The sequence below is a fragment of the Photobacterium marinum genome (assembly GCF_000331515.1).
In the GTDB taxonomy this organism is placed as follows: domain Bacteria; phylum Pseudomonadota; class Gammaproteobacteria; order Enterobacterales; family Vibrionaceae; genus Photobacterium; species Photobacterium marinum.
Map to the genome: position 1 here is coordinate 132948 of NZ_AMZO01000006.1, position 25886 is coordinate 158833.

15 protein-coding genes are annotated in these 25886 nt (G+C 48.3%); 6 read left to right on the forward strand and 9 right to left on the reverse strand.

The features are described from left to right. Positions 1-366: 366 nt before the first annotated feature. The 5 genes from C942_RS05185 to C942_RS05205 form a co-directional block, all read right to left on the reverse strand. On the reverse strand, positions 367-804 hold the full coding sequence (locus tag C942_RS05185; RefSeq protein ID WP_036798843.1) for a hypothetical protein: 438 nt from the start codon (positions 802-804) through the stop codon (positions 367-369). Positions 805-1082: 278 nt separating this feature from the next. Beyond that, a complete protein-coding gene (locus C942_RS05190; RefSeq protein WP_007463268.1) occupies positions 1083-1823 on the reverse strand; it encodes a phosphatase in 741 nt (246 codons plus the stop codon). 58 nt (positions 1824-1881) lie between these two features. Beyond that, positions 1882-3978: a tRNA(Met) cytidine acetyltransferase TmcA gene (locus tag C942_RS05195; protein ID WP_007463270.1), complete on the reverse strand. Its 2097-nt coding sequence runs from the start codon at positions 3976-3978 to the stop codon at positions 1882-1884. A 139-nt stretch (positions 3979-4117) separates the two neighbouring features. Beyond that, a complete protein-coding gene (locus C942_RS05200; RefSeq protein ID WP_007463272.1) occupies positions 4118-5092 on the reverse strand; it encodes a ParB/RepB/Spo0J family partition protein in 975 nt (324 codons plus the stop codon). A gap of 8 nt (positions 5093-5100) precedes the next feature. Further along, entirely contained in the window at positions 5101-6315 is a 1215-nt protein-coding gene (locus tag C942_RS05205) for an AAA family ATPase (RefSeq protein ID WP_007463274.1), read from the reverse strand. A gap of 1275 nt (positions 6316-7590) precedes the next feature. On the opposite strand from C942_RS05205, the gene C942_RS05215 reads away from it, so the two are divergent. From C942_RS05215 to C942_RS05230, 4 genes are all read left to right on the forward strand, one after another. Next, positions 7591-9591, forward strand: coding sequence for a replication initiator protein RctB domain-containing protein (locus tag C942_RS05215; protein WP_007463280.1), 2001 nt, complete (start codon positions 7591-7593; stop codon positions 9589-9591). A gap of 255 nt (positions 9592-9846) precedes the next feature. Further along, complete coding sequence (locus C942_RS05220; protein WP_007463283.1) at positions 9847-12138, forward strand: patatin-like phospholipase family protein; 2292 nt, start codon at positions 9847-9849, stop codon at positions 12136-12138. Positions 12139-12598: 460 nt separating this feature from the next. Then, on the forward strand, positions 12599-13672 hold the full coding sequence (locus tag C942_RS05225) for an efflux RND transporter periplasmic adaptor subunit (RefSeq protein ID WP_036798847.1): 1074 nt from the start codon (positions 12599-12601) through the stop codon (positions 13670-13672). Then, complete coding sequence (locus C942_RS05230; protein ID WP_007463287.1) at positions 13672-16770, forward strand: efflux RND transporter permease subunit; 3099 nt, start codon at positions 13672-13674, stop codon at positions 16768-16770. The genes C942_RS05225 and C942_RS05230 overlap by 1 nt, the downstream gene beginning before the upstream one ends. A gap of 457 nt (positions 16771-17227) precedes the next feature. Here the strand turns inward: C942_RS05230 and C942_RS05235 are convergent, their stop codons facing one another. From C942_RS05235 to C942_RS05250, 4 genes are all read right to left on the reverse strand, one after another. Further along, positions 17228-17437: a hypothetical protein gene (locus C942_RS05235; RefSeq protein ID WP_007463289.1), complete on the reverse strand. Its 210-nt coding sequence runs from the start codon at positions 17435-17437 to the stop codon at positions 17228-17230. Positions 17438-17776: 339 nt separating this feature from the next. Next, positions 17777-18310, reverse strand: coding sequence for an NADPH-dependent FMN reductase (locus C942_RS05240; protein WP_007463291.1), 534 nt, complete (start codon positions 18308-18310; stop codon positions 17777-17779). A gap of 100 nt (positions 18311-18410) precedes the next feature. Further along, positions 18411-21272 (reverse strand): cation:proton antiporter, encoded by a 2862-nt coding sequence (locus C942_RS05245; RefSeq protein WP_007463293.1) that lies wholly within the window; start codon positions 21270-21272, stop codon positions 18411-18413. 38 nt (positions 21273-21310) lie between these two features. Continuing rightward, positions 21311-22678, reverse strand: coding sequence for an ABC transporter substrate-binding protein (locus tag C942_RS05250; protein ID WP_007463296.1), 1368 nt, complete (start codon positions 22676-22678; stop codon positions 21311-21313). Between the two features lie 234 nt (positions 22679-22912). On the opposite strand from C942_RS05250, the gene C942_RS05255 reads away from it, so the two are divergent. Together C942_RS05255 and C942_RS05260 are read left to right on the forward strand one after the other, a co-directional pair. Further along, positions 22913-24697, forward strand: a complete 1785-nt coding sequence (locus C942_RS05255) for an adenylate/guanylate cyclase domain-containing protein (protein ID WP_007463297.1) — start codon at positions 22913-22915, stop codon at positions 24695-24697. A gap of 13 nt (positions 24698-24710) precedes the next feature. Next, positions 24711-25847: an ABC transporter substrate-binding protein gene (locus C942_RS05260; RefSeq protein ID WP_007463299.1), complete on the forward strand. Its 1137-nt coding sequence runs from the start codon at positions 24711-24713 to the stop codon at positions 25845-25847. The last annotated feature ends 39 nt before the right edge of the window (positions 25848-25886 follow it).

The window sequence follows — 25886 nt, forward strand, 5'->3', positions numbered from 1 at the left end:
GCGTCATGCCGCCATTAGCAGCTTCTGCAGAGCAAATTCCTTGCTACACATCAATCCAAAATATGAGTAAAAAAAGTAACAATAAAGAAGGGAAAGATAAAGAAAGGGGTGATAAATGACACTTCGAATTCACCAAATGGGTGCAACCCCACCCATCTCTGAATTTACAAAAAACAGCAGATTAAATTAACCTTTATTTTTCAATAACTTGAAGACTTTCGGTCATTTTTAAAAGTTGGCACAAAAATCGCTATATGTAATTACCAACCTCGGACTGCATATTACACGTTGCTGTTAGTTCCCCCGATATAACAGCAATGTCTTAGTCCAAGCTTGCCCCGAACTTTCGGGGCATTTTTTTATCCGTTAAAAGTCAATCGCCAATTTCATTATCTGTTCATCTGTCAGCCAAGTATCAGAATGAAATTGATAGCAATATTCAGTGCTATCCCGCTCTGAGGGAGTTAGGTAACCATCCAGTACATAAAAGCCTTGTAATACCAGCTCATATGACGCTTTTAACTCTAGCGGTGAAGCCGCTTTCAGGAAGAGACAACGCTTATTAAGGCGCGAGATACACACCTTCTCACCGACATCAAACCCCTCACATTCAAGCGAACATTTGTGAAGACGAGCAGCCATCCCATCCTTACCCGGAGAATATTCTAAGTCAGGATTGGTAACAGACGTAAATGGCATCATTATCTTCTTAAGGGCTTCGCTTTGAACTTTAATTAAACTCATGGCCTCTCCCCTAAAAATAAAATCACTATTATCGGCGAAACTTATGACAAATAATTTCACCCGTTATCCTATTAACTCTAGACTATTTTATGGGAGGAAGACCAAATTTTTGCCGCCCTATAATCTCGGCATAGAGACAGGCCTAAGTTAGAAAACACAAGATTATGGCTGTAGGTGACGTCAGGAAGAGCTCGGTACTTTTTATCTAAAGCTAAAAATTAAGAAGGGCAAGGTAGATTCAGGTGAAGAAAGAAAAGGTAATTTACACTGTAAACCATTCATCATAATGAACATAAATTTAAAATTTACAGTGTAAATAACAGCAAAAACGTCAGAGTTTACAACGACGAAAACTCGGTAATTTTCTGCTGACCACGATCTTCAAGGAAATTAAGGAAAACACGAGGGTGATGGGTAATAACCTGATCAAGTGGAAAAGCGACTTTCTCTAATAGTTGACCAACCTGATTAAAGTTGCCAACATCGTAAGCAAAATGCGCATCTGAACCAGTAGTGATCCTGGCACCACATTCTTTAGCAAAGGCCGCAATTTCTTCACAGCGCGACTCACTCCCCTTGCGAGAACCAGACAATGAAGAGTTATTTATCTCAATCACCACATTGTGTTTTGCCGCTTCGGAAATAACCGTTTCAAAATCAAAGTCAAAATTAGGATTACCGAGATGTCCCAAAGCATGAACCCTTTGACTGCGAATCACGTTTACCAACGTCTGAGTATGGGCCCGGGAATCAGCAGGTCGATACACAGGTTCATGAAAACTCGCAATCACCCAGTCAAGCTGCTCAGTAATTCTTTGGTCTAGATCTATATCACCAACCAGATTTAGTATGTTAGCTTCAACACCACGAAGAATCCCAACACCATGAAGAAAGCGAGGCAGGATGCGCTGGTTAGCAAAATGCCAAAAATGAGGTGAGCCCGGCATTGTCGGAGCATGATCAGTTGTGCAGAATAGAGCCAATCCTTTTCGCGCAGCAGCCTGGGCATTTTCAAGTAAGGTACTGTAGGCATGGCCACTTGAAATAGTGTGGGTATGGGTATCAATGACAAACTGCATAAACTAAACTCCTTACAAAAAATAAATCAACAATCCAATCGTATCTGCCGGGCTATCTTCAAGTTAACCTGACAAGAAGCTGAGAGCTGACCCAGTCACGCAATGCTCTCTCTGCCATCTTTCGACTGACAAAACCGTAATCCGAAATAACTTTTTCCCAGCTCTGACGCTGCAATACCTTTGCTACCGCCAGACTTAACAACGGTGAAGCCTCAACACTGTGCTGCGCTAAAAGGGCCTCTAAACGGGATTGGATACTAGCGATAACCAGATCATACCCCAGGCCGCCGTCTGCGTAGACCTCTAATTGACGGGAAATGATTTCCATCTCTGCGCCGTTAGATGAAGACTCGGATTTAACCGTTCGCTGAAACAACTTGATGAATAGCTCGGGAGCTAACTCACGAAACTGTTCAACACGTTGAGCTTGAAAATTGAAACTAAAAATATGTTCTGCGGTATCCAACCAATTTGTCGCCGCGGCTGACAGTGGTAACACAGTAAGTAAGGAATGCGCCCCACTGGCAGCATCTTTGGTAACTCCAAGTCGAATCGGGCAGTAGCCGGCTCGGTTCCAAAAATCGAACAACTCAGGAACTAAACCAAAACTGGTTCCAAGGTAATCCAATTGTTTTTCTTCAGCCCAGCACCGGCAGTAATCCAGCATCACCAGGCCAATGCCTCGTTGTTGCAACTCAGGATGAACAGCTATTCGCATGATCCGGGCACAACGCTGCGTCACCGCTTCAGCAATAGCGACATGTGCAGCAACAGACTGCGGTAGCAAATGTCCACGCATACGTCGCTTACCGAGGGTAATTTCCTGCGCTAACTCCGATGAAAAGCCACCTTCTATGCTTAACAGACAACATCCAACAACCACATCATCGGCCATTGCTACAACAAGTTGGACAGATTCATCATCAAGCAACTGAGAAAGATCTGACGGCGATGTCTGGTAATGAGCATTAACCAAAAGCCCAAAAACTTGTGAAAGTAAAACCTCATCACTCAACAGAGTTTCAGTAGAAATGCAAAGATATCGTATCGATTCCTTAGCTATCTTGTCAGCATCAACTGAAGGATAATCGGCATCCAGCAACAAAGCTTTGAAAGTCCACAGCTCCAGCGGATCCTGTTCGGCCCAGCGTATAGGCTGGCTCATTTGCAATTGTCGCCATTGCGGCGCGATCACATCCAGTTGCTGGCGGAACTTAATCGCAAATCCCCGCCCGGTACCTTCATAACCATGAATAGTACTGGCAAACGCGATCCGGTTATATTGATTCAGCAAGCGAGTGAGAATCGGAGCTGGAATGGCTGCCGCCTCATCAACAATAAGGAAATCCAGACAAACATCTTCTGCCAATAAATAATCTGGGGCAAAAAACTCAATTTGGCTCTTGTCGTGTTCAAGTTTTCTCTGCTGGTGATAGTCCAATCCCAGACACCGTGAGGTATGAAAAAACAGAGTATCAGCATTTGCAAAAGAAGGCGCGGTTACCCCGATACGTAATCGACGTTCAGACATCAGACTTGCAGCAGCAATTCCAAGAGCCGATGATTTACCCCTTCCCCGATCAGCTGTAAGCACTAACGGGCGCTTGCGGTGGCCAGTTACTACACGGCGAATCGCACACACAGCCTGATACTGTTCGTCGTTAAGGCAACCAAATTCAGTATCCGTGTATAGTGAGCAAGTTGACGCAAACTCCGGCAATGACGGTAACGCTTTGTCAGGCTCAAGCCATAGCACTTCCGAACTTGATAACAACGACATCAAACGTCGGACAGAAGGCAATGCACTTTCGTCACCTTCCCGACACGAAGGAGGAAGTAGTAATAGCATACCGCCACCTCCGGTCACTGTTCCCGATAATGCGCCCAATGCTTCAACATCGACGCCTTGATGGGCATTGTAAACAAGGAAGTTGCACTCCTGACCCAGCCACTTTTTCGCCTTTTTCAGCGGAATGGAAGTCAATTCTGACGGCGCACTTTCTCCGGCCCAGAGTGTGTGACCATGTACCGATGCAAACTGACTGGCAATATTTATTCCCCAGTTAAGCGCCCCTTCGGCGACTACCAGAAAACGAACATTCGCCTTGGAAACACGCTCGGCAAGCGCAGTGCAAAAACCGATAAGTTCAGACATTTCAATACTCAATTATTACTTACACCGGGATCATAGCACGATGAGATATCCAAACTACAAAACAACCTGATTGATAACTATATATCTAGACATAAAAAAACCACGCCTGTTGGCGTGGTTCTGTGCGGCTAAATTTGCTTTATTTCAAGTAGTCCGATAGGTAGGCAAGGATGTCATCGGCCTGGCGCTCGGTGAGTTTCTTCAGCTTTAACTGAAGTTTGTCACCATCGCGGGTAAAGGTCACTTTACCTTTGATCAGCTCCTGAGCTTTAGGTTTTTCAACTTCAACCTTTGGTTTCAGCGCTTCACCCATTTGTTCAAGAAGCATGGTCACTTCACGGGTAATGCGGGTAATGCCCTGGGCATCAATCTTCTTCCACATTGCCGTTTCGCCATCACTAATATCATTGATCAGCTGCTTTTGCTGGTCATTATCAAGACCGAAAAATAGGCGGTGCAACTTAACAATGGTCGGGCGCCCCAGCTCACCAACACTCGGATAAGCCATCAACAGCTCCATCGGCAGGCTAGCCGCTTTCAATGCACCGCTAACCAGCGCTTCACTACATTGACAGTATTTAGCCAACTCTTTCTGATCAGCCACTTTGCCAGTTTGCAACAACATCTGCATTTCTTTACCGCGCTCGAACAAAGATAACGGCTTATGTGCATTAGCGACATCAGACAGGAATTTAGCGTGCTCACCATTGATCCCCTTGGCAACATAAACAAGGAAATCTTTGTTTGCCAGGATACAGGACATTCGACGGCGGCTACCGTCAAGCACTTCAATCCCACCGTCATCAAGCCAGCGACCCACTGCCGGATATTGCTGGCCCCGGTCTTTCAGCGTACTAAGAATATCGGCCAGCGCATGCTCATTCAGAAACGCCTGCTCACGGGCATTTTCGGCAAAAACCTGCGTTTTCGTTGCTACTTCGCCAGCGGCGATCTTAACCAGTTCAAAAGCAACAGTTTCTTCACCGGCAACAGCCAGCTCAATCACAGATGCTTTATCACGAGCCGCAGTTTGCGCCTCAGTTGCATTAGTTGCCCGGCGTTTATCCGCTTTGCCGAACAGACGAGCATTGAGATCTTTGGTTTTGATTGCCATCTGTTATGTTACTCCTGATTCAAATTTGCCCAGTGGCTGTGCATCACGCGCTCAAGCTCAAGGCTTACGCGCTGAATAGCGTCCTGAGCAGTCGACAAGGTTTTCTTACCACCTTCGAATTCAGCCGCAGTAAGATCAAAAACGGTGCTGTAGGTATCGGCACAAGTCTCAAACGCACGGCTTCGCGGTACCGTCGCCATCATTACCTGATCACGAAGCAGATAGTTCATCTCAGTCAGAACAGAGACCTGCTTCTTATTGTCATCTTCAAACATGGTTGGCATCAAACGAATAAACTCAAGGCCATGCCACTGTTCCGGAAACATCTCATAGACAGTTGGCAGGTGCTGGAAAAAGTTAACCGTGGATGCCCAGTCAAGACGCTTTGCAGCACACGGAATGATCAGCGCATTTGAAGCGTACATCGCATTCCATACCAATGGATCAATGTGCGGACCGGTATCTATCATAATGATGTCGAACTCATCGGCAATCGGATCAATCACCCTGTCCTTAAGCAGACGGACAATATCAAGATCCTGATTAACCGCCAAATCTTGCCATGCATCGGCATTGAACATGGCATCTTCCGGGAAGGCTGCAATCGTCTTAAGGTTCGGATACTGAGTAGGAAGAACAACATTGTTCATCATGAACTTTTTATCCATTTCCTGGCCTTCAGGCACGTTACCCAACATTACATCCACAGCAGAATAGATAGTGTCCTGATCACCGACACTAATCTGAGGGTTAAGGAATAGACGAAGCGAACCCTGTGGATCAAGGTCAATCAGACAAATGCGATAGCGTTTGTCCAAATCAAGTGCAAGGCATGCCGCCAGATGAACGGCCGTCATCGACTTACCGGTACCACCTTTCTGGTTCTGGACATTCACTACCCACGGCTTACGACCGGCACCTTCACGCTCATAAAAAGCCGGCTTTTTTGCTGCTTCCATTAACTCATGCGCTTCTTCTAGCGTAATAGAGTAGTGGTTGGCATTGTTTTTCGTAAACTGATGACCATCGGCTTCCATACGAGAAATTGCATCATCCAGTTTACGACGGGTTAATCCCGATCGTGTTTCCATCAGGGCTTTCGACATCGGCGGGAAAAGCTCTTCACGACGCTCTTCCAATACGATTTCGATTCGGTCAGCCTGAACCTGTTTCGTTTGCTCAGCAATGTTGAGCAAATTTTCAATCGTCTGTTCCCTATTCATTGTAATTGTTCGCCATCATTAGTGTTTTGCCACATTGTACAGCAAACAAAGTCTCATACAATAAAAAGCTGAACAAACCCGTGTGATATTCATCTCAGGTGAAAATAAGAAAAAAGACCAAAAAACAAACCAAGATGGACCATCAATGATTCAAAATTAGCGCTGTAATTACCCTAATATAAACACCCAATAAAAGTGTTACAGCGTCACCGCTTTACAATGTAAATTGGCCTAATCCCCGGAAGCGTATAAATATGGACTGAATTACGGTAGGTGTCATTTCAACTTCAAGCAATTTCATTATCATTTCTGGCCTTTATTCAATTTCAATCTGAAATAATAAACCGAACTCAACGATCAGCCTGAAATCATAAAAAAAAACGCCATGCTCAGGCAGTGAAGAACATTTAACCAATAACACTTGATCATTGTTCCGATGAAAAACGGCAAAACAGAAACGATGATCAAGGGGATTCACACCGTAAAATAGCAAGAGAGAGAGAAAATGATCCGTCTGAGTTATACGGAAAAATGATCAAGATACAGATCCGACAAAACATGCAAACCAGATCGTTTCCGGAAGCATGTAAAAAACAGACTAACTTACGGAGATTGCAGATTCCAATTGGCTTTGTCAGCCACACAAAGCCAGAATCCGCAGCTTCAGGCCTGATTTCAACTGTAATTGAAATCAAATTGAAATACAGCAACACCATCTTGATCATGCGTCCGCTCCCGGACACATGTACTTCTAGCTGAAATTTACGGCGGGTGTCATTTCAACTTTGTTTAAATAACGAGCAGAAGGAAGAGAACAGGCCGGATCAGCAATTGAAATACCGCGACTATGATCATCTTTCCGGTAGAAAAGACCGCAAAAATAGTCCATTAAAACAGTAAACGACTGGCCAGCACTGAATAAGCCTGTGGATAACCTGTTTTTACGCCATGATCATCGTTTCTCAGCGTTGATGATCATAGTTACGGATTATTGATGATCACCCTTCCGAGCCCCATTTGATCATGCTTTCATTATCTGTATGATCAGCGTTCCGGATTTACGTTGATCATTGTTCCAAATAGGCTCAAAACAAAAGCCATATAAAACACCAACTTACGAACCAATTAGCGCCCGGATCATAAGATCACAATATCAATAAGATCAAAATAAACAAAAAAGATCAGTAATTAACTTATTCAATAAAAAGAGCTTTCTTTCTTGATCTTTTTCTATTACTCTTTTCGGAAAAATGGCGCTTCTACGGCTAATGACAAATGAAATCCACCAGTGATAACGAAAATAAACACAGCGAAAAGATTCTGATCCAGGCTCCCAGATCTCACAAGGATGGCCATTTATTTTCGATCCCGCCTGCGCTTGTTGACTGGTTACCGCAATATCAGCACTTTAAAGGTGTCACCAAAAGTATCGCTGAATTGTTGAACCTAATTTCGCTGCGAGGCTTATCAAGCAAAGACGGTATGGTTTCAACCACAGAGCTTGTAGAAGCAACAGAAGGCCAGTTAACTCGTGCTGCTATCCAGCAACGACTTCGTGCTGCTGTGAATATTGGTCTGTTTAATCAACAGCCTGTTCGTTTTGAGGAAGGTTTGGCTGGAAAGACCATGCTGCATCACTTCGTCAATCCGGCACTGCTGGTTTCCCAGTTGGGTGCAACGAGCTTGAATTCGGAGCAAAATAAAGCCAAAGAGAAACAAAAACGCTCTAAGGCGTTGGCACAGAACCATGTTAATCGCCGCCTGCTTAATGAGCATGGTCTTGGCATACCGCCAACAATGCCTGATGAAGCTGATCAGTTTGTTGTCTCTCCTACCAGCTGGGCCGGGATCATTGATCAGGCACTGGCACCTCCGAGGACCAAGAAGAACTACCAAAAATCCATGGTTGCGATCAGCGGCACTAAAGCGATCATTGAAACACGATCATCCAAGTCGATCATGACGGTTGACGATATGATGACGCTGTTTGCCTTGTTTACACTGACTGTTCAGTATCATGATCATCACCTGTCCGAGTATGAGATCCAAAGTCGGATAATGGGGAATAAAACCCCGATTTACATTACTGATATTCTTGCTCTGCGTGGTAAGAAAGACAGCGGACCGGCCCGTGATTCGATCCGCGAAAGTATTGATCGGATCGAGTTTACTGACTTTCAGCTTCATGAACTGACCGGTCGCTGGCTGAGCGAAAATATGCCGGAAGGGTTCAAAAGTGATCGTTTTCGTTTTCTGGCCCGTACTATTACCGCTTCTGAGGAGGCGCCTCAGGAAGGGGAAGACGGTGAAATTCGTATTAAACCAAACCTGTATATTCTGGTCTGGGAGCCGTCATTCTTTGACGAACTGCTGACCCGGGATTACTTTTTCCTCTTCCCGCCGGAGATCTTGCGTCAGCATACCCTGGTATTCCAGCTGTACACCTTCTTCCGTAGCCGAATGTCGCGTCGTGTTCATGACTCGATGTTGCTCAGTGAGCTTAACCAGAAACTGGCTCGCAATATTGAGTGGCGACGTTTTTCCTCGGATCTGATCCGCGAACTGCGTAAGCTGGCCAAAGATAAAGTCACTGATCAGGTGATTGCGGTGAACCTGTGGGGGTATCACCTGACGATCACGCCGATGGATCAAGATAAGCGCTATTGCGACTACCAGATTGATATCAAGTGTGATGCCGATGAAGTGATCCGTTATTGCCGAGCGAAAACGACCAACGAAGGTAAGCGTTCAATGGCACCGACTATGCCGAACCCGCTGCGCAATGAAATTCTGCCGAAGAAGGAGCTTGATCAGCTTTCCGAGATCATTGACGGTGAGTTTGAGCCGATCCAGCGCAAAGAGGGCCGTACCCGCGGCCGTCTGGGGCGTCGGGTTAAGCTTCGTAAGCACCTTGTGGAGATTAATGCAGATGAGCTGACTATCACTCTGTCGAAATATACCTCTCCAGAGGCTCTACAACGCAGTATAACGGCTTTATCTGCCATGACGGGTCATTCACAGTCTTCAATCACTGAAGAGTGTCAGGGGCTTCTGGAGAAGCTGGATTGGCTGCGTGTCGGTGAAGAGGTTGTCAGCTACGATGTATTGAGTAAAACCGTTGAACTTTTCAACAGCCAGCAGGATGAAGGTCACCTGTCCATTGAGCGATTGATTTCTGGTCTCGCCGTACGGCGTAAGGTATGTAAGCTGGTTCACCAGGGACATTTTAATGAGCAGGTGATGACGGCTCTGGAAGATATGGCAAGAGGCTTGTAACAGGGAAAACGCGTCAGTTCTTAGTGTAAGTATATTTACACTGTAAATTAAATCACCAGTTTGCTTGTATATTGAGCTTGAAATTAGTTCATCAGGAACAAAATAAAACCGGGAGTGCCGCAAGGTATTTCCGGTTTTTTGTGTTTAAACCGGAAATAATCGCTGGCCAAGCGGAATTTTGTCTGTTGCGCCGTCAGAATCGTCAGGGTAGTTTAATTCGTTAAGTCTCTGTTCGGTGATGAAAAGGATGTTCAAATGCGTTTAGCAGGGCGGTTTGCTTTAAGGCTGATCTGTGCGGTGTTGTTACTGGCGGGCCCAATTGTATCCTCTGCTCAGGAAACATCGGGAAGCGATGAGCTTCAGCGGAAGAAGATCGGTCTGGTGCTCAGCGGAGGAGGGGCCAAAGGTGCCGCTCATATCGGTGTGCTGGCTGTGCTGGAAGAAAATCGCATCCCGGTTGATGTGATCACCGGCACCAGTATGGGAGCCTATGTTGGCGGGATGTATGCGATGGGGCTGTCTGCTGATGAAGTCATGACGCGGACTTTAGCGGCTGACTGGCGGAGTGGCTATGAAGATCGGGCCAGCCGGAATGACCTGAACCTCCGACGTAAGAAACAGAGTGATAATTACCAGATTTATGCTGATATCGGTTTGGATATTGACGGTCAGTTTCGCGATAAACCTGGCGCTTTCCAAGGGCAGGGGATGGCAGTATTGCTTCGAGGCTTGACGGAGAACTTGCCTGAAATGGCTAGTTTTGATCAGTTGGCTATACCTTACCGGGCGATGGCGACCGACATTGCTCAAGTTCAGCCGGTGGCGATTGATAAGGGCCACCTGGCGACAGCGATGCAGGCATCGATGACGGTGCCAGGGGCGCTGAAGCCTGTTCGCTGGCATCAGCACCTGCTGGTTGACGGTGGGGTCGTGAACAATATGCCGGTTGACGCAGCACAACGTCTCGGGGCGGATGTGATCATCGCGGTTGATTTGCGTGATGCTCTATTCGGCGAAAATGAACTCAACAGTGCCCTGAATATTATTGCTCAGCTAACCACTTTTATGACCAACAGTAGTGCTGATCTGCAGAAAGCCCTGATGAAGCCCGGTGATGTTTATCTGCAACCGGATGTGGCGTTCATGTTGGCTCCGGATTTTGACAAGATGGGGCTGGCTTATAATGCCGGGAGAAAAGCGGCGCTTGATGCCCTCCCACAGTTACGCCGTTACCAAATATCTGAACCTGCATATCAGGATTACCTGAAAAATAAATATGATCGTCGCAGTCAGGTCGTTGCAAATAATGCTTATTTTATTGATCGCATAGAGCTGGAAAATAATACCCGCCGTACGGATTTTGCTCTTATCACCATGCTGGATCTTAAGGTTGGCCGGGTGATATCGAATGAAGAACTCGAGGCGGCAGTTAACCGGCTTAATGCACAGGATATTTTTGCCCGTATAACTTACCGGATCAAACAGTTGGATGATGAAAACATTCTGGCGTTAGAGGTGAATGAGAAATCCTGGGGGCCTGGTTACCTTAATTTCAAGTTTGCTTTTGAAGACGATTTTGCCAACCGATCCGATTTTTCATTCGGTGCTCAATACATTTACACCGATCTGACTGAAAAGGGCGGTGAATGGCAGTTTGAATGGTTGCTCGGGAGCTGGAAGGAAGTCAAAACCGAGTTTTATTTCCCGCTTGATTACCGCAAACAGTTTTACACTTCGCTGGGGCTGGGATGGAACCGTGAGGTACGGGAATTTACGCTCAATGAAGAGCAGAGTGCTGAGATTGGCCGCAGTGGCGTCAATGTGATTGACACTGAATATGAAAATTACCATACATTTGCAGAAGTCGGCTGGAATCTGAAACCATGGATAGGTATTGCTGCCGGTTATCGCGGTCTGTCTGGGCAGGTGACTGAAATTAATGCCGAGGACAGTCAGGATTACAGCTCTCACGGTCCTTATCTGGCTTTTGTTTATGATGATTTGAATAGCTACTATTTTCCGACCGAGGGATGGCTGTTCGAAGCTGAACTGGGCATTGGGATGAATCGCAGCCAGCTCAATAATGGTGAGACCCTCAGCGAAGATAATATTTACTACGAAGTTAAATTGGCAAAGCCTTTTACTTATGAGCGCCATTCGTTGCTGGTTAATGCCAAAGGCGGAGGGTCCGACAGCGAGGAGCTGATCCCGATTTATGTTCAGGATCTGGGCGGGCTGTTTAATCTGTCCGGTTTCCATCGGTTTGAACTGAACGGTCATTATCGAGTCTTTGGTTCCCTGATTTATCGTTATCGCCTGCTGGATAATAATTTCGGTGCCTTTTCTGCTCCGGTGTATATCGGGGCCTCCATTGAGCGCGGCGGGGTTTGGGATGACAGCAGTGATATCAGTTGGCAAAGCAGTATTGGTGCAGCCAGTATTTATGTGGCAGTCGATTCGCCGTTGGGGCCTCTGTACTTTGCCTACGGTCAGGCAGAAGCTGGCGAAAATTCAGTTTATTTATCGGTCGGCAGCGCTTTTAACTAAGACGAAGCCTTAGCGGAGGTGGTGACAAGGTTTCACAGCCGATTTGTTTAAAATGGAAATGTTTTGATAATTCTGACATTTCGCTGACAATTGAACAGTGTGTTCAGGCACAATAGAACACGGATATAACCTTTGTCCTTTCGTTGTGAGAGATAAAGTCCCGTTATGGATATCGGGCTCTTTTTCTTGCCACCCATCGAAAAGCAATATATGAGTTTTTGCGAGCCATCACCTGGCTCGCTTTTTTTTGCCTGTTTGCCATATTTTCGTGGTTACGTTTTCTCTTCTTCCTTTCTTGCCTAGTTCGTCAACACTCAAACTAACTGCCAAAGATCAGCCATTTATTGCGGCAATATACTTATTATCAACCAAACTTATACCAATGGATGGACAGTTGCTCGTTTGCCTGAGTTTGAACACTGTCGTTGGCATCGCGGGCACTTACTATTTGGCAGGGATTATGAGAATCAGCTTGATTGTTGCGGTGTTATTGCTGGCAGGCTTAATGGCAGCTGTCTGGTTCAAAGAGCAAGGGCGCAGCCAGCCCGGCGGTTTTTCCCGCAACAGCGTACCGAGTGTCGTGGTGACCAAAGTTAGCAGGCAGGATGTCCGGCGTGAAGTTGAGGCCCTCGGTACGGTGAAATCAAGAGAGTCTGTGGTGCTGTCAGCCAAGGTGACGGAAAAGGTTGAGTTGGTTCATTTTGCTGATGGCCAGCAGGTTAGTGCCGGTGAGCTGCTGGTCACTCTGAGGGCAGGGGAACAACAGGCCAAGGTCCGGGCTGCTAATGCCAATTTGAAGGAACAACAGCGGGAATATAAACGGATTGAAGGTCTGGTCAAGCGCAAGACAGTGCCGCGTTCTGAGCTGGATAAGCTCTTCACCGATATAGAAATAGCCCGTGCTGTGCTGGCCCAGAACCAGGCCGAGCTGGAAGCCCGGTTTATACAGGCGCCGTTTGCCGGCCTGTTGGGCTTTCGGCAGATCAGCCCTGGAGCTTTGGTGACGCCCGGAACCGTGATCACCACGTTAGATGATCTTGCCAAGGTGAAACTCGACTTTACCATTCCGGAGCCGTTTATCGGCGAACTACAGCTGGGCTCGGTGATTGAGGGAGAGGTGGCAGCCTATGCTGAGCGGCGTTTTATCGGTGAGGTCACCGGGATCGACAGCCGGGTCAATCCCCTGACACGGGCGATTGTGGTCCGGGCTGAAATCGATAACCCCGGTTTTCTGTTGCGTCCGGGTATGCTGATGATCCTGAACCTGATTGTTGAACAGCGAGAAGGGCTGGTGGTTCCGGAAGAAGCCTTGGTTCCCCGTCAACGTAATAACTTTCTGTTTGTTGTCACACCGGAAAATGTGGTGGAGCAGCGCCAGGTGGCGGTGGGCTTTCGCACCCGTGGAACAGCTGAAATTACCCGTGGAGTGGAAGAGGGGGAGCTGATCATTACTCGCGGGATCCAGCGAGTCAGGCCGGGACAGACAGTCGAGACCCGTACCAGTGAACGCTTTACCTATCGGGAGGCTGACTGATGTTGCTGACAGATATTTCGGTAAAGCGGCCGGTACTGGGTTCTGTGATCAGCTTATTGCTGATCACCTTTGGTCTGATTGGTTACAGCAAGCTGCCGCTGAGGGAGTACCCGAGTATCGACCCGCCAGTCGTCACGGTCTCTACCACTTACCGGGGAGCGTCAGCGGCGATAGTTGAAACTCGTATTACCCAGCTGGTTGAAGATCGGATTGCTGGGCTGGAGGGGATTCGCAATATCAGCTCGCAGAGCCGTGACGGTCGCTCGACGGTCACGCTGGAGTTCGGTATTGGCCGGGATATTGATGCTGCTGCCAATGACGTCCGTGATCGAATTTCCGGCATTCTTAACGATCTTCCCGATGAAGCTGAGCCGCCTGAAGTGCAGAAAGCGGCAGCCAGCTCTGAAGTGATCATGTGGCTGAACCTGGTTTCGGATCGGTTGGATACTCTGGAGCTGACCGATTATGCCAGCCGCTATCTGGTTGATCGCTTCTCAGTTGTGGACGGGGTCGCAAATATTCGGATTGGCGGCGGAAAACAATATGCGCTTCGGATTTGGATTGATCGCCAGAAACTTGCTTCACGGGGGCTGACCGTCACCGATATTGAAGATGCACTTCGCGATGACAATGTTGAACTGCCTGCCGGGTCGTTAGAATCTCAAAATCGGCAGTTTTCGCTCCGCACTTTGCGCAGTTTCATCGCTCCGGAGGATTTTTCCCGGCTGGTTGTCGGTACCGGAACTGACGGTTATTTGATTCGGCTGGGTGATGTAGCCAGTGTGGCTCTGGCTGCTGAAGAAGAGCGGATCACTTTCCGAGGCAATACCCAGGACATGATTGGTCTTGGGATCAATCGCCAGTCTACCGCCAATACATTGGAAGTTGCCAAGGCGGTGAATGCTTTGGTCGATGAGCTCAACCCGACCCTGCCTGAAGGTATGGAAATCAAACGCTCCTATGATTCATCGGTTTTTATTCAGGCCTCTGTTGATGAAGTCTATAAAACCCTGTTTATTGCGCTCGGGCTGGTGGTTTTGGTGATTTACCTGTTTCTCGGCAGTGTCCGGGCGATGCTGATCCCGGCGCTGACTTTGCCGGTTTCCCTGATTGGCAGCTTTATCATCCTTTACGCCCTGGGCTTTACCATTAATCTGCTTACCTTGCTGGCATTAATACTGGCTATCGGGATTGTGGTTGATGATGCCATTGTGATGCTGGAAAACATTCATCGACGCATTGAGGCGGGAGAGCCCCCGCTCAAGGCTGCGTTTCTGGGGGCGAGGCAGGTGAGTTTTGCGATTGTGGCCACAACGGTCGTGTTAGTCGCGGTTTTCCTGCCGATTGGTTTTCTGGAAGGGGATTTGGGCAAGCTTTTCCGCGAGTTTTCCATAGCGATCAGTTCGGCGGTGGTGCTGTCCTCATTGGTGGCCCTGACCCTGAGTCCGATGATGGGCTCAAAAATTATGCGCCGCGTAGAGAATGAGTCCTGGCTGGTCAGAAAAGTCAGCGGGATCCTTGCTCGTATGACTGCATTTTACCGTCGCTTGCTGGCTAAGGGATTGCACCGACCTTCCCTGGTGATGGTGATTATGGTTATCGCGCTGGCTGGCAGTGGCTGGCTGGCGAGCCGGATCCCGTCGGAATTTGCTCCGAGGGAAGATCGCGGGGCAATGTTTATTATCGTTAATGGCCCTCAGGGAGCCAGCTTTGAGTTTATGCAGCCGTATATGGATGAGATTGAACACCGTCTGATGCCGCTGGTTGAAGCCGGGGAAGTGAAGCGGTTGCTGGTCAGGGCCCCCAGGGGCTGGGGACGGATTGAAGATTTTTCTAACGGTTTTGCCATTGTGGTGCTGGAGGACTGGGCACAGCGACGTGATGCTTTCTCAATTATCGCTGATATTCGACGACGGTTGTCTGATCTGGCCGGAGTAAGGGCTTTTCCTGTGATGCGACAGCCGTTTGGGCGCGGGGTCGGTAAACCGGTGCAGTTTGTGCTGGGAGGCGGCAGCTACGAAGAGCTGGCTCAATGGCGCGATATTCTGCTCGATGAAGCGGCAGCCAACCCGAACCTGACCGGGGTGGATCACGATTACAAAGAAACCAAACCACAGTTGCGGATTAAGATTGATCGTGACAGGGCCGGAGATCTCGGGGTGTCGATACGGGATATCGGCCAGACCCTCGAATCTATGCTCGGTTCCCGTTTAGTAACGACCTATACCTGGCGGGGAGAAGAATATGATGTGGTGATTGAAGGCCAAAGGGAGAGGCAAAATACAGCCGCGGATTTGAATAATCTTTATGTGCGCTCTGATCGCAGTGATGAGCTGATACCGTTATCGAGCCTGATTTCGGTTGAAGAGTTTGCCAGTGCGCCTCAGCTTAATCGTTATAACCGGGTAAGGGCGATAACAATTGAGGCTAATCTTGCCGGAAACTATACCCTCGGGGAGGCACTCAATTACCTGAACGGATTGGTTTATCAACATCTTCCTGCGGATGCGGTGGTCAATTACAAAGGAGCATCGCAGGATTATCAGGATTCCGGCTCTTCAATACTGTTCGTATTTTCCATGTCATTGGTGGTGGTTTTTCTGGTACTGGCAGCTCAGTTTGAAAGTTATATCCATCCGCTGGTGATTATGTTGACAGTGCCGTTGGCAATGTTTGGGGCATTGTTGGGGCTGTATTTTGCCGATCAAACGCTGAACATTTATTCTCAGATAGGGATTATCATGCTGATAGGCTTGGCGGCCAAGAACGGGATATTGATCGTTGAGTTTGCTAATCAGCTTCGGGATCAGGGAGAAGCGTTTGAGCAGGCTATCCTAGATGCGGCCGCTGCCCGTTTACGCCCCATTCTGATGACAGCGATTACGACGGCTGCAGGGGCGGTGCCGTTGATTATGGCATCCGGAGCCGGGGCTGAAACGCGCTTGGTGATAGGTATTGTTGTGATGTCTGGCATCTTGGTGGCGACCATGTTTACTTTGCTGGTGGTGCCTGTGGTGTATCGCTTACTGGCTCGCAACACTCACAGTCCGGAATTTGTGGCTAAGACGTTGGAAAAACAACTGAAAATCAGTGAGTGAAAACGGTGAAGTAATCTGATCTGTTGATTGATTTAATTTTAGTTAGAAATAAGTCTGATTGTGTTTCTGTTAGCAGTAGCAATATCGAATACAAACTTGGATAAGACGATCTCTCGTTATTGTTAATCTTAGGATCCTTAAGCGTACTGACAGGTTTAATGCGAGTTGGGTAACATTCTGATCTATTATCTGTTTGTGTTGTTAGTGCCTTGAGATAAGCTCTGAAATGCCACTAAGTCTACGGACTGGGAAATGGCTGTTGTCAGATCCTTATCTGATAATCGCTATAGGCGCTTCGCCACCGGGCGGCAGAAACTGATGCATGGCTTAAATTGGTTTCTCTGTTCGGTGGCTTTTAATTTTCGCTGCCTGTAATGGCGATGAAAGCGGCCTGAAAAGAAAAGGCCGGATACAACTACCCGGCCTTTCTGCTTATCTTCATTTCTGTGCTGATGGATCAGTACTTGGATTCTTCTTTACTGGCTTTCTTAGCGTGCTCTGCCTTGAGTTTATTACACTCAGTTACCGGCATTGAGGTTACGCCCAACATTTTTCCATCTTGCATACAGACAACATGAGGGACAGTTACTTGGCTGCCGCCACTCATACTGTTAGCCAAGGCAAAACCTGAAAAAACCAAGCAAAGTAGAACTAGAACCTTTTTCATTTGGAACCTCCGACAGTGTTTGGAGTTATTGGTTAAGTTATCAACCAGCCAGATTTTTATCTGTTTGATAATAATCGTAGCAGGTATGTGCTTTGTTAGTATGTTGCTGTGATGTTGATATGCATCTTTTTTTATTCATGGAATGAATCCATCAATTTATCAGTACGTTGCACTTTGTCTGTTCGAACAATGAGTACACTTTCAGATTAACGACGGAAGCTTAAATCAGGCTGAATAACACGGCCGGAAAGGGATTTACATTGTAAAAGTCATCATTTGGCTGTGGGGAATACCGACGGAGAAGGCTGGCCTCACTGACTGCCAGCCTGTGATAAAAACTTACTTTAAGTGGTTCAGGTGACTGACAGCGTCTTTGAATTGTTCGTTAAGTTCTTCGTGAGTGAGAATTTGTTTTTCGGCATCAAAGTTGTCGTAAAAGCTGGGTACGGACAGGCTGGCTTTTACTATTCCGTCAAAGAAGGGCATCGACTGGATGGCGGCGGCTAATACACTGGCACCACCGAGTGAACCAGGGGAGGTGGATAGCAGCACCATAGGTTTGTTTTGAAAGACCTTAGGCTCAATTCGGGAGCACCAGTCAAAGAGGTTTTTGTACCCGACAGAGTAAGACCCGTTGTGCTCAGCAAAAGAAATAAGTACGCCGTCACTGTCTCCGATTTTGCTCAGAAAGTCTTTGGCTAGCTGAGGGTGGCCGATTTCCCCTTCTTTGTCCTGACTGTAAAGTGGCAGCTCATAATCGTTGAGATCCAGAATCTCTACTTCCACTTTGTCCAGTAGTTTGCTGGCATAACGGACAAGCTGTTTGTTTATGGACTGTTTGTGAGTACTGGCAGCAAAAGCAATAATTTTCACAGTGATATCTCCCAGTCATTGTTTGATAAAAACGTTACATAAGTGCGATTGATGCTTTGTCAGTTACATGGAGTGTAGCCGCTAAATAACTGAGAATATTTCAGCATTCACTTTTCTTTGAAATGTGTGTACTGAGCTGTTTTCTCAGTTCAGGGTGCGACTCCAGCAACGCATAGAAGGCTTCTCTTTCCAGTACCAGTAACTCGCAGTAGCTAGTTGCGTTAACATCAGCATTGCGCGGTGCTCGGTTAAGCAAGGCCATTTCACCGAAGAAATCGCCGCAACCGAGCTTTATTGGTTCAGGGGCATCGGTAATGACTTCGGCAGCTCCGGCGGCAATGAAATACATCGCATCCCCGATATCGCCTTTGGTTATAATTTGTTGGTTTGGTGCGACAATCAGAGGTTTGAGTTGTTCGGTGATTTGTTCAATCTGTTCACTGCTGAGCTGTTGAAACAGTGGCACTTTAGCCACCAGAGCTTGCGGATCTAACCGCTGGCTGGCGATGTCAGTAATGCGTTGTTGTAAGTAACGATGGCTGGTGGTGATTTGCTGAAAATCATCGACGCTCAGTACCAGCAGCTGACAGTAGCTGATGGCGGTGATATCGGCGCTGCGCGGCTCTTGAGTGAGCAGTGCCAGCTCACCGAAAAAGTCACCACTGCCGAGTCGGATTGCCTGATGTTCCGTGTTCACCTCGACGGCACCACAGGAGATAAAGTACATGGCATCTCCTTGTTCGCCTTGGCTGATAATGCGCTCGCCCGGTACTACAAGTCGGGAGGTGAGTAGGGAGACAATCTCGGTAATTCGATGAGCTCCCAGTTCAGACAGAAACGGCACTTTAGCGACAAGTTTGTCCGGTTCCAGGCCGAGATCCAGTTTCGGTTGACGATCCATAATACGGTTGCGCTTATCCAGCTCCCGCCCTAGGTCGTTGAACACTTCCATGCTGATAATATTTTCATCCAGCATCTGATGATAGCTGCTTTCTTCAAGGCGCAGTGCCACCCGGACCAAGTGACGTTTTTGCAGGGTTTCTGCGTATTCTGGGTATTGCAGACGCAGCGCATCCAGTGTTTGCTGGGTTGCCTGTAGTCGGTGAGTAAGCAGCGTTTCGAGCTCTTTGGCAAGTTTGTCACCAAACAAAGGGGGAATCTTTTCTCTGGTGTAGTCGATCAGTGACGCGACAACTGTTTCACTGACGGTCAGCACTTCAAAGCGGTTCGCCAGCTGGATGGCAAGCGGTCGCTCCAGCCTGAAGCGTTGCTGTAGTAACAGAGAGATCCTGCATAGCACGCTGAATTTTAATGCGCCATTGTAGGCTTCTTTATATCCTTCGATTTTACTGATTTTCAGGCCGTCCAGCAGGTCGTCAGCCTGGAATAGAAGCGAGCGGGTGATTTTGGCTGAATCCAGCCCGTCAGAAAAGCGTTTCAGATACAGATGACGCTCATGGTTGGTCAGGGTGCTGAGGCCGACACTGAGTGTGACGGTATCCGGTTGTTTCTCAAGGCCCTTGTTCATAGAGTGCTCAACCCGGCTCAGCCGCTGCTCATAGATATCAGCAACGCCGGTAGCGATGTCCGGGTTAATTTTATCTTCCTGCGCCGCATGTTTGAGTCCCTCCCGGATATGCTTGATAGACAGCGCCATGACGCGGTTGCGGATCATTCGTTCCGTCGGCGGCAGGCGATCAAGGCCGAAAAAGCGCATCATGGCTCCCATGGTCGGTGCGTTAACAAACAGGGTAAAGAGCACAAAGCCGGTGACCAGGGAAGCGACAAAAGCCTGGATATTCGGATCAATTCCCGGTGTTTCCAGGATCACTAGTGCCAGAGCCAGCGAGACGGCGCCCCGTAACCCCCCCCATAACATTACGGTACGAAAATCGATACTGATCTGCTGTCCCAGTCCGGCTTTGTTGAGTAGCGGTAGTACCAGATAGAGTACGACGCTTCGGGCGGCAAAGGCGGCGACAATCAGTGCTAGTAGTGACAGAAACTGAGACGTTGTGAAATCGACCAGTACCTTTGGCACCAGCAGGCCGACTAAGAAGAAGATCAGCGAGTTGGCCCAGAACACAATTTCTTCCCAGGTTTCGGTCAGGGTATGCCAGGTGTGGGGTGAGATTTTGGTCCGGCCGAATGAGTTGACCACCAGCCCGGCGGTAACAACGGCCATGACACCGGAAACGTGGAGGTAGTGTTCGGCCAGCAGGAAGCTGAGGTAGGCCAGGCAGATGGTCAGTGTGATTTCCACCAGTGGCAGGTTACGCAGGCGACCAATCAATGAAATAACCAACCAGGTTGAAACCAGGCCAACGATGATTCCGCCGAAGAAGACTTCCAGGAATTTCCCTGTAGCTGATAAAACCCCCGCTTCAGTGCCGCCGACCAGGATCGCGACCAGAATCGTAAACAGCACGATGGCGGTGGCATCGTTAAACAGGCTTTCCCCTTCAACCAGAATGGTCAGCCTTTTCGGTGCGCCGAGGGTTTTGAAGATAGCGATGATCGCCACCGGGTCGGTTGCCGAGACAATGGCACCGAGCAACAGGCAGGCGATTAGGGTGATATCTGAGACGCCCCATACCACGATACCGACAACGACGGTGGAGAGCAGCAGGCCGATGATTGCCAGCAGCAAAATCGGACCGATATCCGTGAACAGGTGGCGGGCATTGATATTCAGGGCCGATTCGAAGATCAGGGCTGGCAGGAAAACAAAAAACACCACTTCGGATGTGATATCCAGCGCTTCGAGTGCCGACAGAAAGTCACCGATGATACCGGGAGGATGGCTTCCGCTGGCCGCCAGAACAATACCGCCGAGAAGGCACCCGGCCACAGCCAGTAATACGGTATAGGGAAAGTTAATGCGGTTGGCGATCGGCAGCAGCAGGCTGGCTATGGTCAACAGGCCCACCAGCCCGAGTACCAATAGGAATGTCTCATGCATGCGTTGCCTCCGGTGACTGGCTGTTCCTGTAATTAAAGCTATCCGATAATGCCGCTTCCCAGTGTCTTGTTTTTGTCTGACAGCCATGGCGGTTGTATAAAACGCTGCTCTGCATACTTGAGCGGCCAGATAATTTTGGCTTCACCGTTAATCAGTTGAACCATGGGATGATAAAAGCCTTTCATAAACCGCCCGGTCATGACTTCATTGGCTGATAAGGCGTGCGGGCCCGGCCCGGTTGAAAAGCGGTAAAGGTTCCAGACGCCTTTATGCGACATCTGGTGGAGGGTGGCGATCAGGCTGTCGGAATCTAAGGTGCCAGCCATATTGAGGGCACGGATTGCCATTCGGGTGTAGTCATAATGCAGCCCGGCAGCCTGGATACTCGGCTCCTGGTTATATTTGGCCTGATAACGACGGACCCACCATTGTTGCCACAAGGCGATGGGCATTGCTGAATCCATAGACACAACATAATCGGAAGCCTCCCCTGTCATCTGATACCAGTTATCCAGCCAGCGGATACCATGCCCCAGCAACAGAGCCTGAATATTGAGTTCCCGGAACTGCCGGACAAAATTGCTTACTGCAACATCCCCTGCTGATGTGATGGCGACCAATGAAACTTTCCGTCGCTTGAATTGTTTTAGCAGTTGCGTGAAATCCGTTTCTTCCATATCGATCACTTCGTATGGCAGAGGATCGAAGCCTTCTTCCTTTAGGCTGTTACTCAGTGCTTCGCCCCAGCTATGCCCGTAGGCACTGTTTTCAACCAGGATGCCGGCGGTATTGTTGGTCGGTTGCCATAGTCTTTGCTTCATGAAGTAACGTAATGGTTTGCCGTATAAACCTGCCAGCTTCGGGGGGGATGGCCAGCCTTTAAACCAGCCTCGGTAACGTTTGGGGTTGAGGTTGATTTTATTGGCAATGTATTGTGATGCACCGAGGTGGCCAATGTGAATAGTATTGAGATCGGCTTCAGTGTCCATTAGCGACAGAGCAACAGAGGAATGCCAGCCTCCGACCATCAGCTTTACTCCCTGCCGGTTGATAGCGGTACTTGATGCTTTGATTGCAGCGGTAGGAGAGGACTGACTGTCAACCCATACAACTTCAACTTCGTGCAGGTTTCCGTCGATGGAGACCGGAATTTCACCGGTTTTTCTCGCATCTTCAAGGGCCATCACTATCCCCTGTTTGATGGCATGCCCTGTGTGGCTGGCCGGCCCGGTGTAGGGGCCGCAGAAACCAATTCTCAACGGCTCACCTATTCTCTGTGCTCGGATTATGCCGGGGGCTACCGCCGACAGGGCTCCGGTAAAGCCCAGTACACCCGAGGTGCGGAGAATTTTCCTGCGGCTTAAATCTGTTTGTTGTTGGGATTGCTTGTCGGCGTTATCTGTCATCCGCTTCCTCTGACGCTTCCTTTGAAACAGTGCCGCAGTTTTTCAGACTATTATCTGCAGCATGCTGTCATGGCTTATTACAGCAGCTAATGCCAAGTTTGTTATTTATATTCAGGTTAGTTCAAAGCAGCAGCTTTGCGGATGGTGTTTCCGGCGGTAATTCAGAAAGGAAGGGAAACAGGCGGTCTATACTGTCACTGGGCACAATATTTTTTTGTTTTTCAGGGGGATTCCATGGGGCTTTTGCAAAAAAGTCTAAAAGCCCGAATGACTGCCTATTTTTTGTTAGTGTCGGTATTGGTAGTCGTGGCGCTGGCGGCAATTACATATTTTCTGGCCGCTGATACTCAAAAAGAGATGGCGATCGCTCAGTTTGAGGTAACTGCAGATCATAAAGAGTTTGAAATTCAACGCTTTGTCGCCGAACAGACATCAATTATAGAGAAGATGGCTGAGCTTGATGATTTGCGAAATGCGGCGGGCAACCTGCTGTCAGAACAGATTGGTACTCCTGAATATGAATCTGCTTATTTTAAGCTGGCCGAAACCTTATTTCTTTCTACTTACCTTGATTACGGGCTGGATCGGGCAACAGAACTGACTGCTATTTTTATGCTGACCAAAGTTGGCGGGCGGGTGTTTTTCTCAACCATGCCAGATGATGAAGGCGAATACCGTCTTAATGATCAATACTTTATTCAGGGATTAAAGCAGACATTTCTGCAAAAAGTGTATCCGGACCCGGATACAGCGGCTCCGACCATGACTGTGTCGACCCCTTTGCTCAGTCCTCAAGGCAAGTTGATCGGGGTACTGGCCGCTCATATCCGGTTATCTGTGCTGGCTGAGATCGTCAATCGCAAAACCGGCCTTGGTGAAAGTGGTGAGGCGTACCTTATTGATGCTCACAACCGTTTTATTTCAGCAGACAGGCTGGGGGACAACGGTTATCCGCGCGGGGTTCACAGCCTGGGGATAGATGCGGCGCTTCGGGGCGAAAAAGGGGCCGGTTTATACGATAACTATGACGGGGTTGCTGTGATTGGCAGCTACCGCTGGATGCCGGAACTGGGACTGGCTTTGATTTCTGAGGCAAAAGCATCTGTTGCTCTTGCGCCGGCACACCAGCTGGGGGCGATGTTGTTGGTAGTAGGCTTTATGGCGGTTGGTATCCTGAGTACCGGTATTTACCTGATTACTTTAACCATTATTCGCCCGATTCTGGCAGTAACGGATACTACCAGAAAAATCACAGCCGGTGATCTGAGTCAGAAGGCACCAGTGCTTGCTGAAGATGAAACTGGTCTGCTGGCAGAAAACTTCAACCATATGATCCTGAGGTTGAAAAATACTCTTGATGATTTGGCTGAAGAGCAGGAGAGATCAGAACACCTGTTGCTGAATGTGCTGCCGGCTCCGATTGCCGAGCGGCTGAAGCAGGGTGAGGAAACCATTGCTGACAGCTTTTCCGAAGTCACAATCCTTTTTGCAGATTTGGTTAATTTTACCCCGATGTCTGCCCAGCTTTCCGCATCGGAAGTGGTGGGGTTGCTCAATGAGATCTTTTGTGAGTTTGATAAGTTGAGTGAGCGCCGCGGGCTGGAAAAGATCAAAACCATCGGGGATGCCTATATGGTTGGAGCCGGGATCCCGATCCCGCGAGAAGATCACGCTGAAGTGATTGCGGAAATGGCACTCGACATGATGGATGTGATTGCTTGTTTCAATCATAAGCATAACAGGAACCTTAGCCTGCGGATCGGTATTAACAGCGGGCCTGTGGTTGCCGGTGTCATCGGGCGTAAAAAGTTTATTTATGACATCTGGGGAGATGCGGTAAATACTGCTTCCCGGATGGAATCTCAAGGGCTGAAAGGCGGTATTCAGATCACTCAAGCCACTTATCGGCACCTTAAAGAAGGCTATAACTTTACCGATCGCGGAATGGTTGCCATCAAAGGTAAGGGGAAGATGCATACCTACATTCTGGAAGGACGTAAGGAAGAAACAATCAAATAAGAAGGATACGGATATGAAGTTAATGACCGCCCTGATCATTATTGCTGCCTTATTTCTGGCTGCCTGTTCTGATCCGTCAGAACAAGGACGCGAGCTCAGAGTCGGCTTAATCGCCCCGGTAACCGGCCAGATCCCGGAAGTAGGGCGTTCCACGGTTGAGGCTGCCAAACTGGCTGTGGAAGAGATCAATGGTCGTGGCGGTCTGATTATTGATGATGAGCAGTACAAGGTGGTGCTGCTGATTGAAGATAATCGTGACAATCAGGAACAGACTATCAGTGCCGCGCTTGAGCTGATCAACCAGCAAAATGTCAGTGCGATCATTGGCCCTCAGGCAAGCCGGAATGCCATTCCTGCGGCGAGGTATGTTGAATATGCCCAAATCCCGATGATCACGCCCTGGTCAACCAACCCTGATACCACTCGCCATAAAAACTGGGTTTATCGTGCTGCTTTTGTGGATACCTTTCAGGGCAAGCTGATGGCGAAATTTGCCTATGAGCAACTGGGGCTGAGGAAGGCGGCTGTACTTTACGATATTTCCAGCGAATATAACCGTAATCTGGCTGAAGTTTTCAGTGTGGCTTTTAAAGATTTTGGCGGTGGAATTGTCGCGTATGAGCTTTATACCCGCGATGCCCCTGACTTCACAGAACAGTTGCGCCGAATTCAGGCTGCTCAGCCTGATGTTTTGTTCTTGCCTAATTACTATAACGAAGTGCCGGTGCAGGCTCGTCAGGCCAGAAAAATGGGGATTACTGCCCAGTTACTCGGGAGTGATACCTGGACTCAGATCCTTGAAGATGACCGAAGTGCGGTAGATGGGGCTTTTTTCAGTACCCACTATGCTTTGGATCGTGCTGATGGAGGCGCACTTAATTTCAGGGCGCGTTACCGGCAGACCTATAACCGAGAGCCAAATGATGTTGCCGCACTGACCTATGATGCCTTTGGACTCTTGTTTGAAGCGGCTCAACGGCATGGTGGCGTTGAACCGCAGGGGATACGTGATGCACTTAATACTATCGACAATTTTGAAGGTATTACCGGGGTGATTAAGTTTCAGGGTTCAGGAGATCCGGTAAAAAGTGCGGTGCTGATTGAAGTGAAAAACGGGGAGTTTGTTTTTAGTAAATGGGTTGAGCCTTAATATATTAATTCAGCCAGGTAAGAAAAAGCCCATCATTGA

Bases quoted from the DNA above. Each gene is read 5' to 3' on its own strand.
- C942_RS05190 (WP_007463268.1), bottom strand. From the start codon at position 1,823: ATGCAGTTTGTCATTGATACCCATACCCACACTATTTCAAGTGGCCAT.
- C942_RS05195 (WP_007463270.1), bottom strand. From the start codon at position 3,978: ATGTCTGAACTTATCGGTTTTTGCACTGCGCTTGCCGAGCGTGTTTCC.
- C942_RS05200 (WP_007463272.1), bottom strand. From the start codon at position 5,092: ATGGCAATCAAAACCAAAGATCTCAATGCTCGTCTGTTCGGCAAAGCG.
- C942_RS05205 (WP_007463274.1), bottom strand. From the start codon at position 6,315: ATGAATAGGGAACAGACGATTGAAAATTTGCTCAACATTGCTGAGCAA.
- C942_RS05215 (WP_007463280.1), top strand. From the start codon at position 7,591: ATGAAATCCACCAGTGATAACGAAAATAAACACAGCGAAAAGATTCTG.
- C942_RS05220 (WP_007463283.1), top strand. From the start codon at position 9,847: ATGCGTTTAGCAGGGCGGTTTGCTTTAAGGCTGATCTGTGCGGTGTTG.
- C942_RS05225 (WP_036798847.1), top strand. From the start codon at position 12,599: ATGAGAATCAGCTTGATTGTTGCGGTGTTATTGCTGGCAGGCTTAATG.
- C942_RS05230 (WP_007463287.1), top strand. From the start codon at position 13,672: ATGTTGCTGACAGATATTTCGGTAAAGCGGCCGGTACTGGGTTCTGTG.
- C942_RS05235 (WP_007463289.1), bottom strand. From the start codon at position 17,437: ATGAAAAAGGTTCTAGTTCTACTTTGCTTGGTTTTTTCAGGTTTTGCC.
- C942_RS05245 (WP_007463293.1), bottom strand. From the start codon at position 21,272: ATGCATGAGACATTCCTATTGGTACTCGGGCTGGTGGGCCTGTTGACC.
- C942_RS05250 (WP_007463296.1), bottom strand. From the start codon at position 22,678: ATGACAGATAACGCCGACAAGCAATCCCAACAACAAACAGATTTAAGC.
- C942_RS05255 (WP_007463297.1), top strand. From the start codon at position 22,913: ATGGGGCTTTTGCAAAAAAGTCTAAAAGCCCGAATGACTGCCTATTTT.
- C942_RS05260 (WP_007463299.1), top strand. From the start codon at position 24,711: ATGAAGTTAATGACCGCCCTGATCATTATTGCTGCCTTATTTCTGGCT.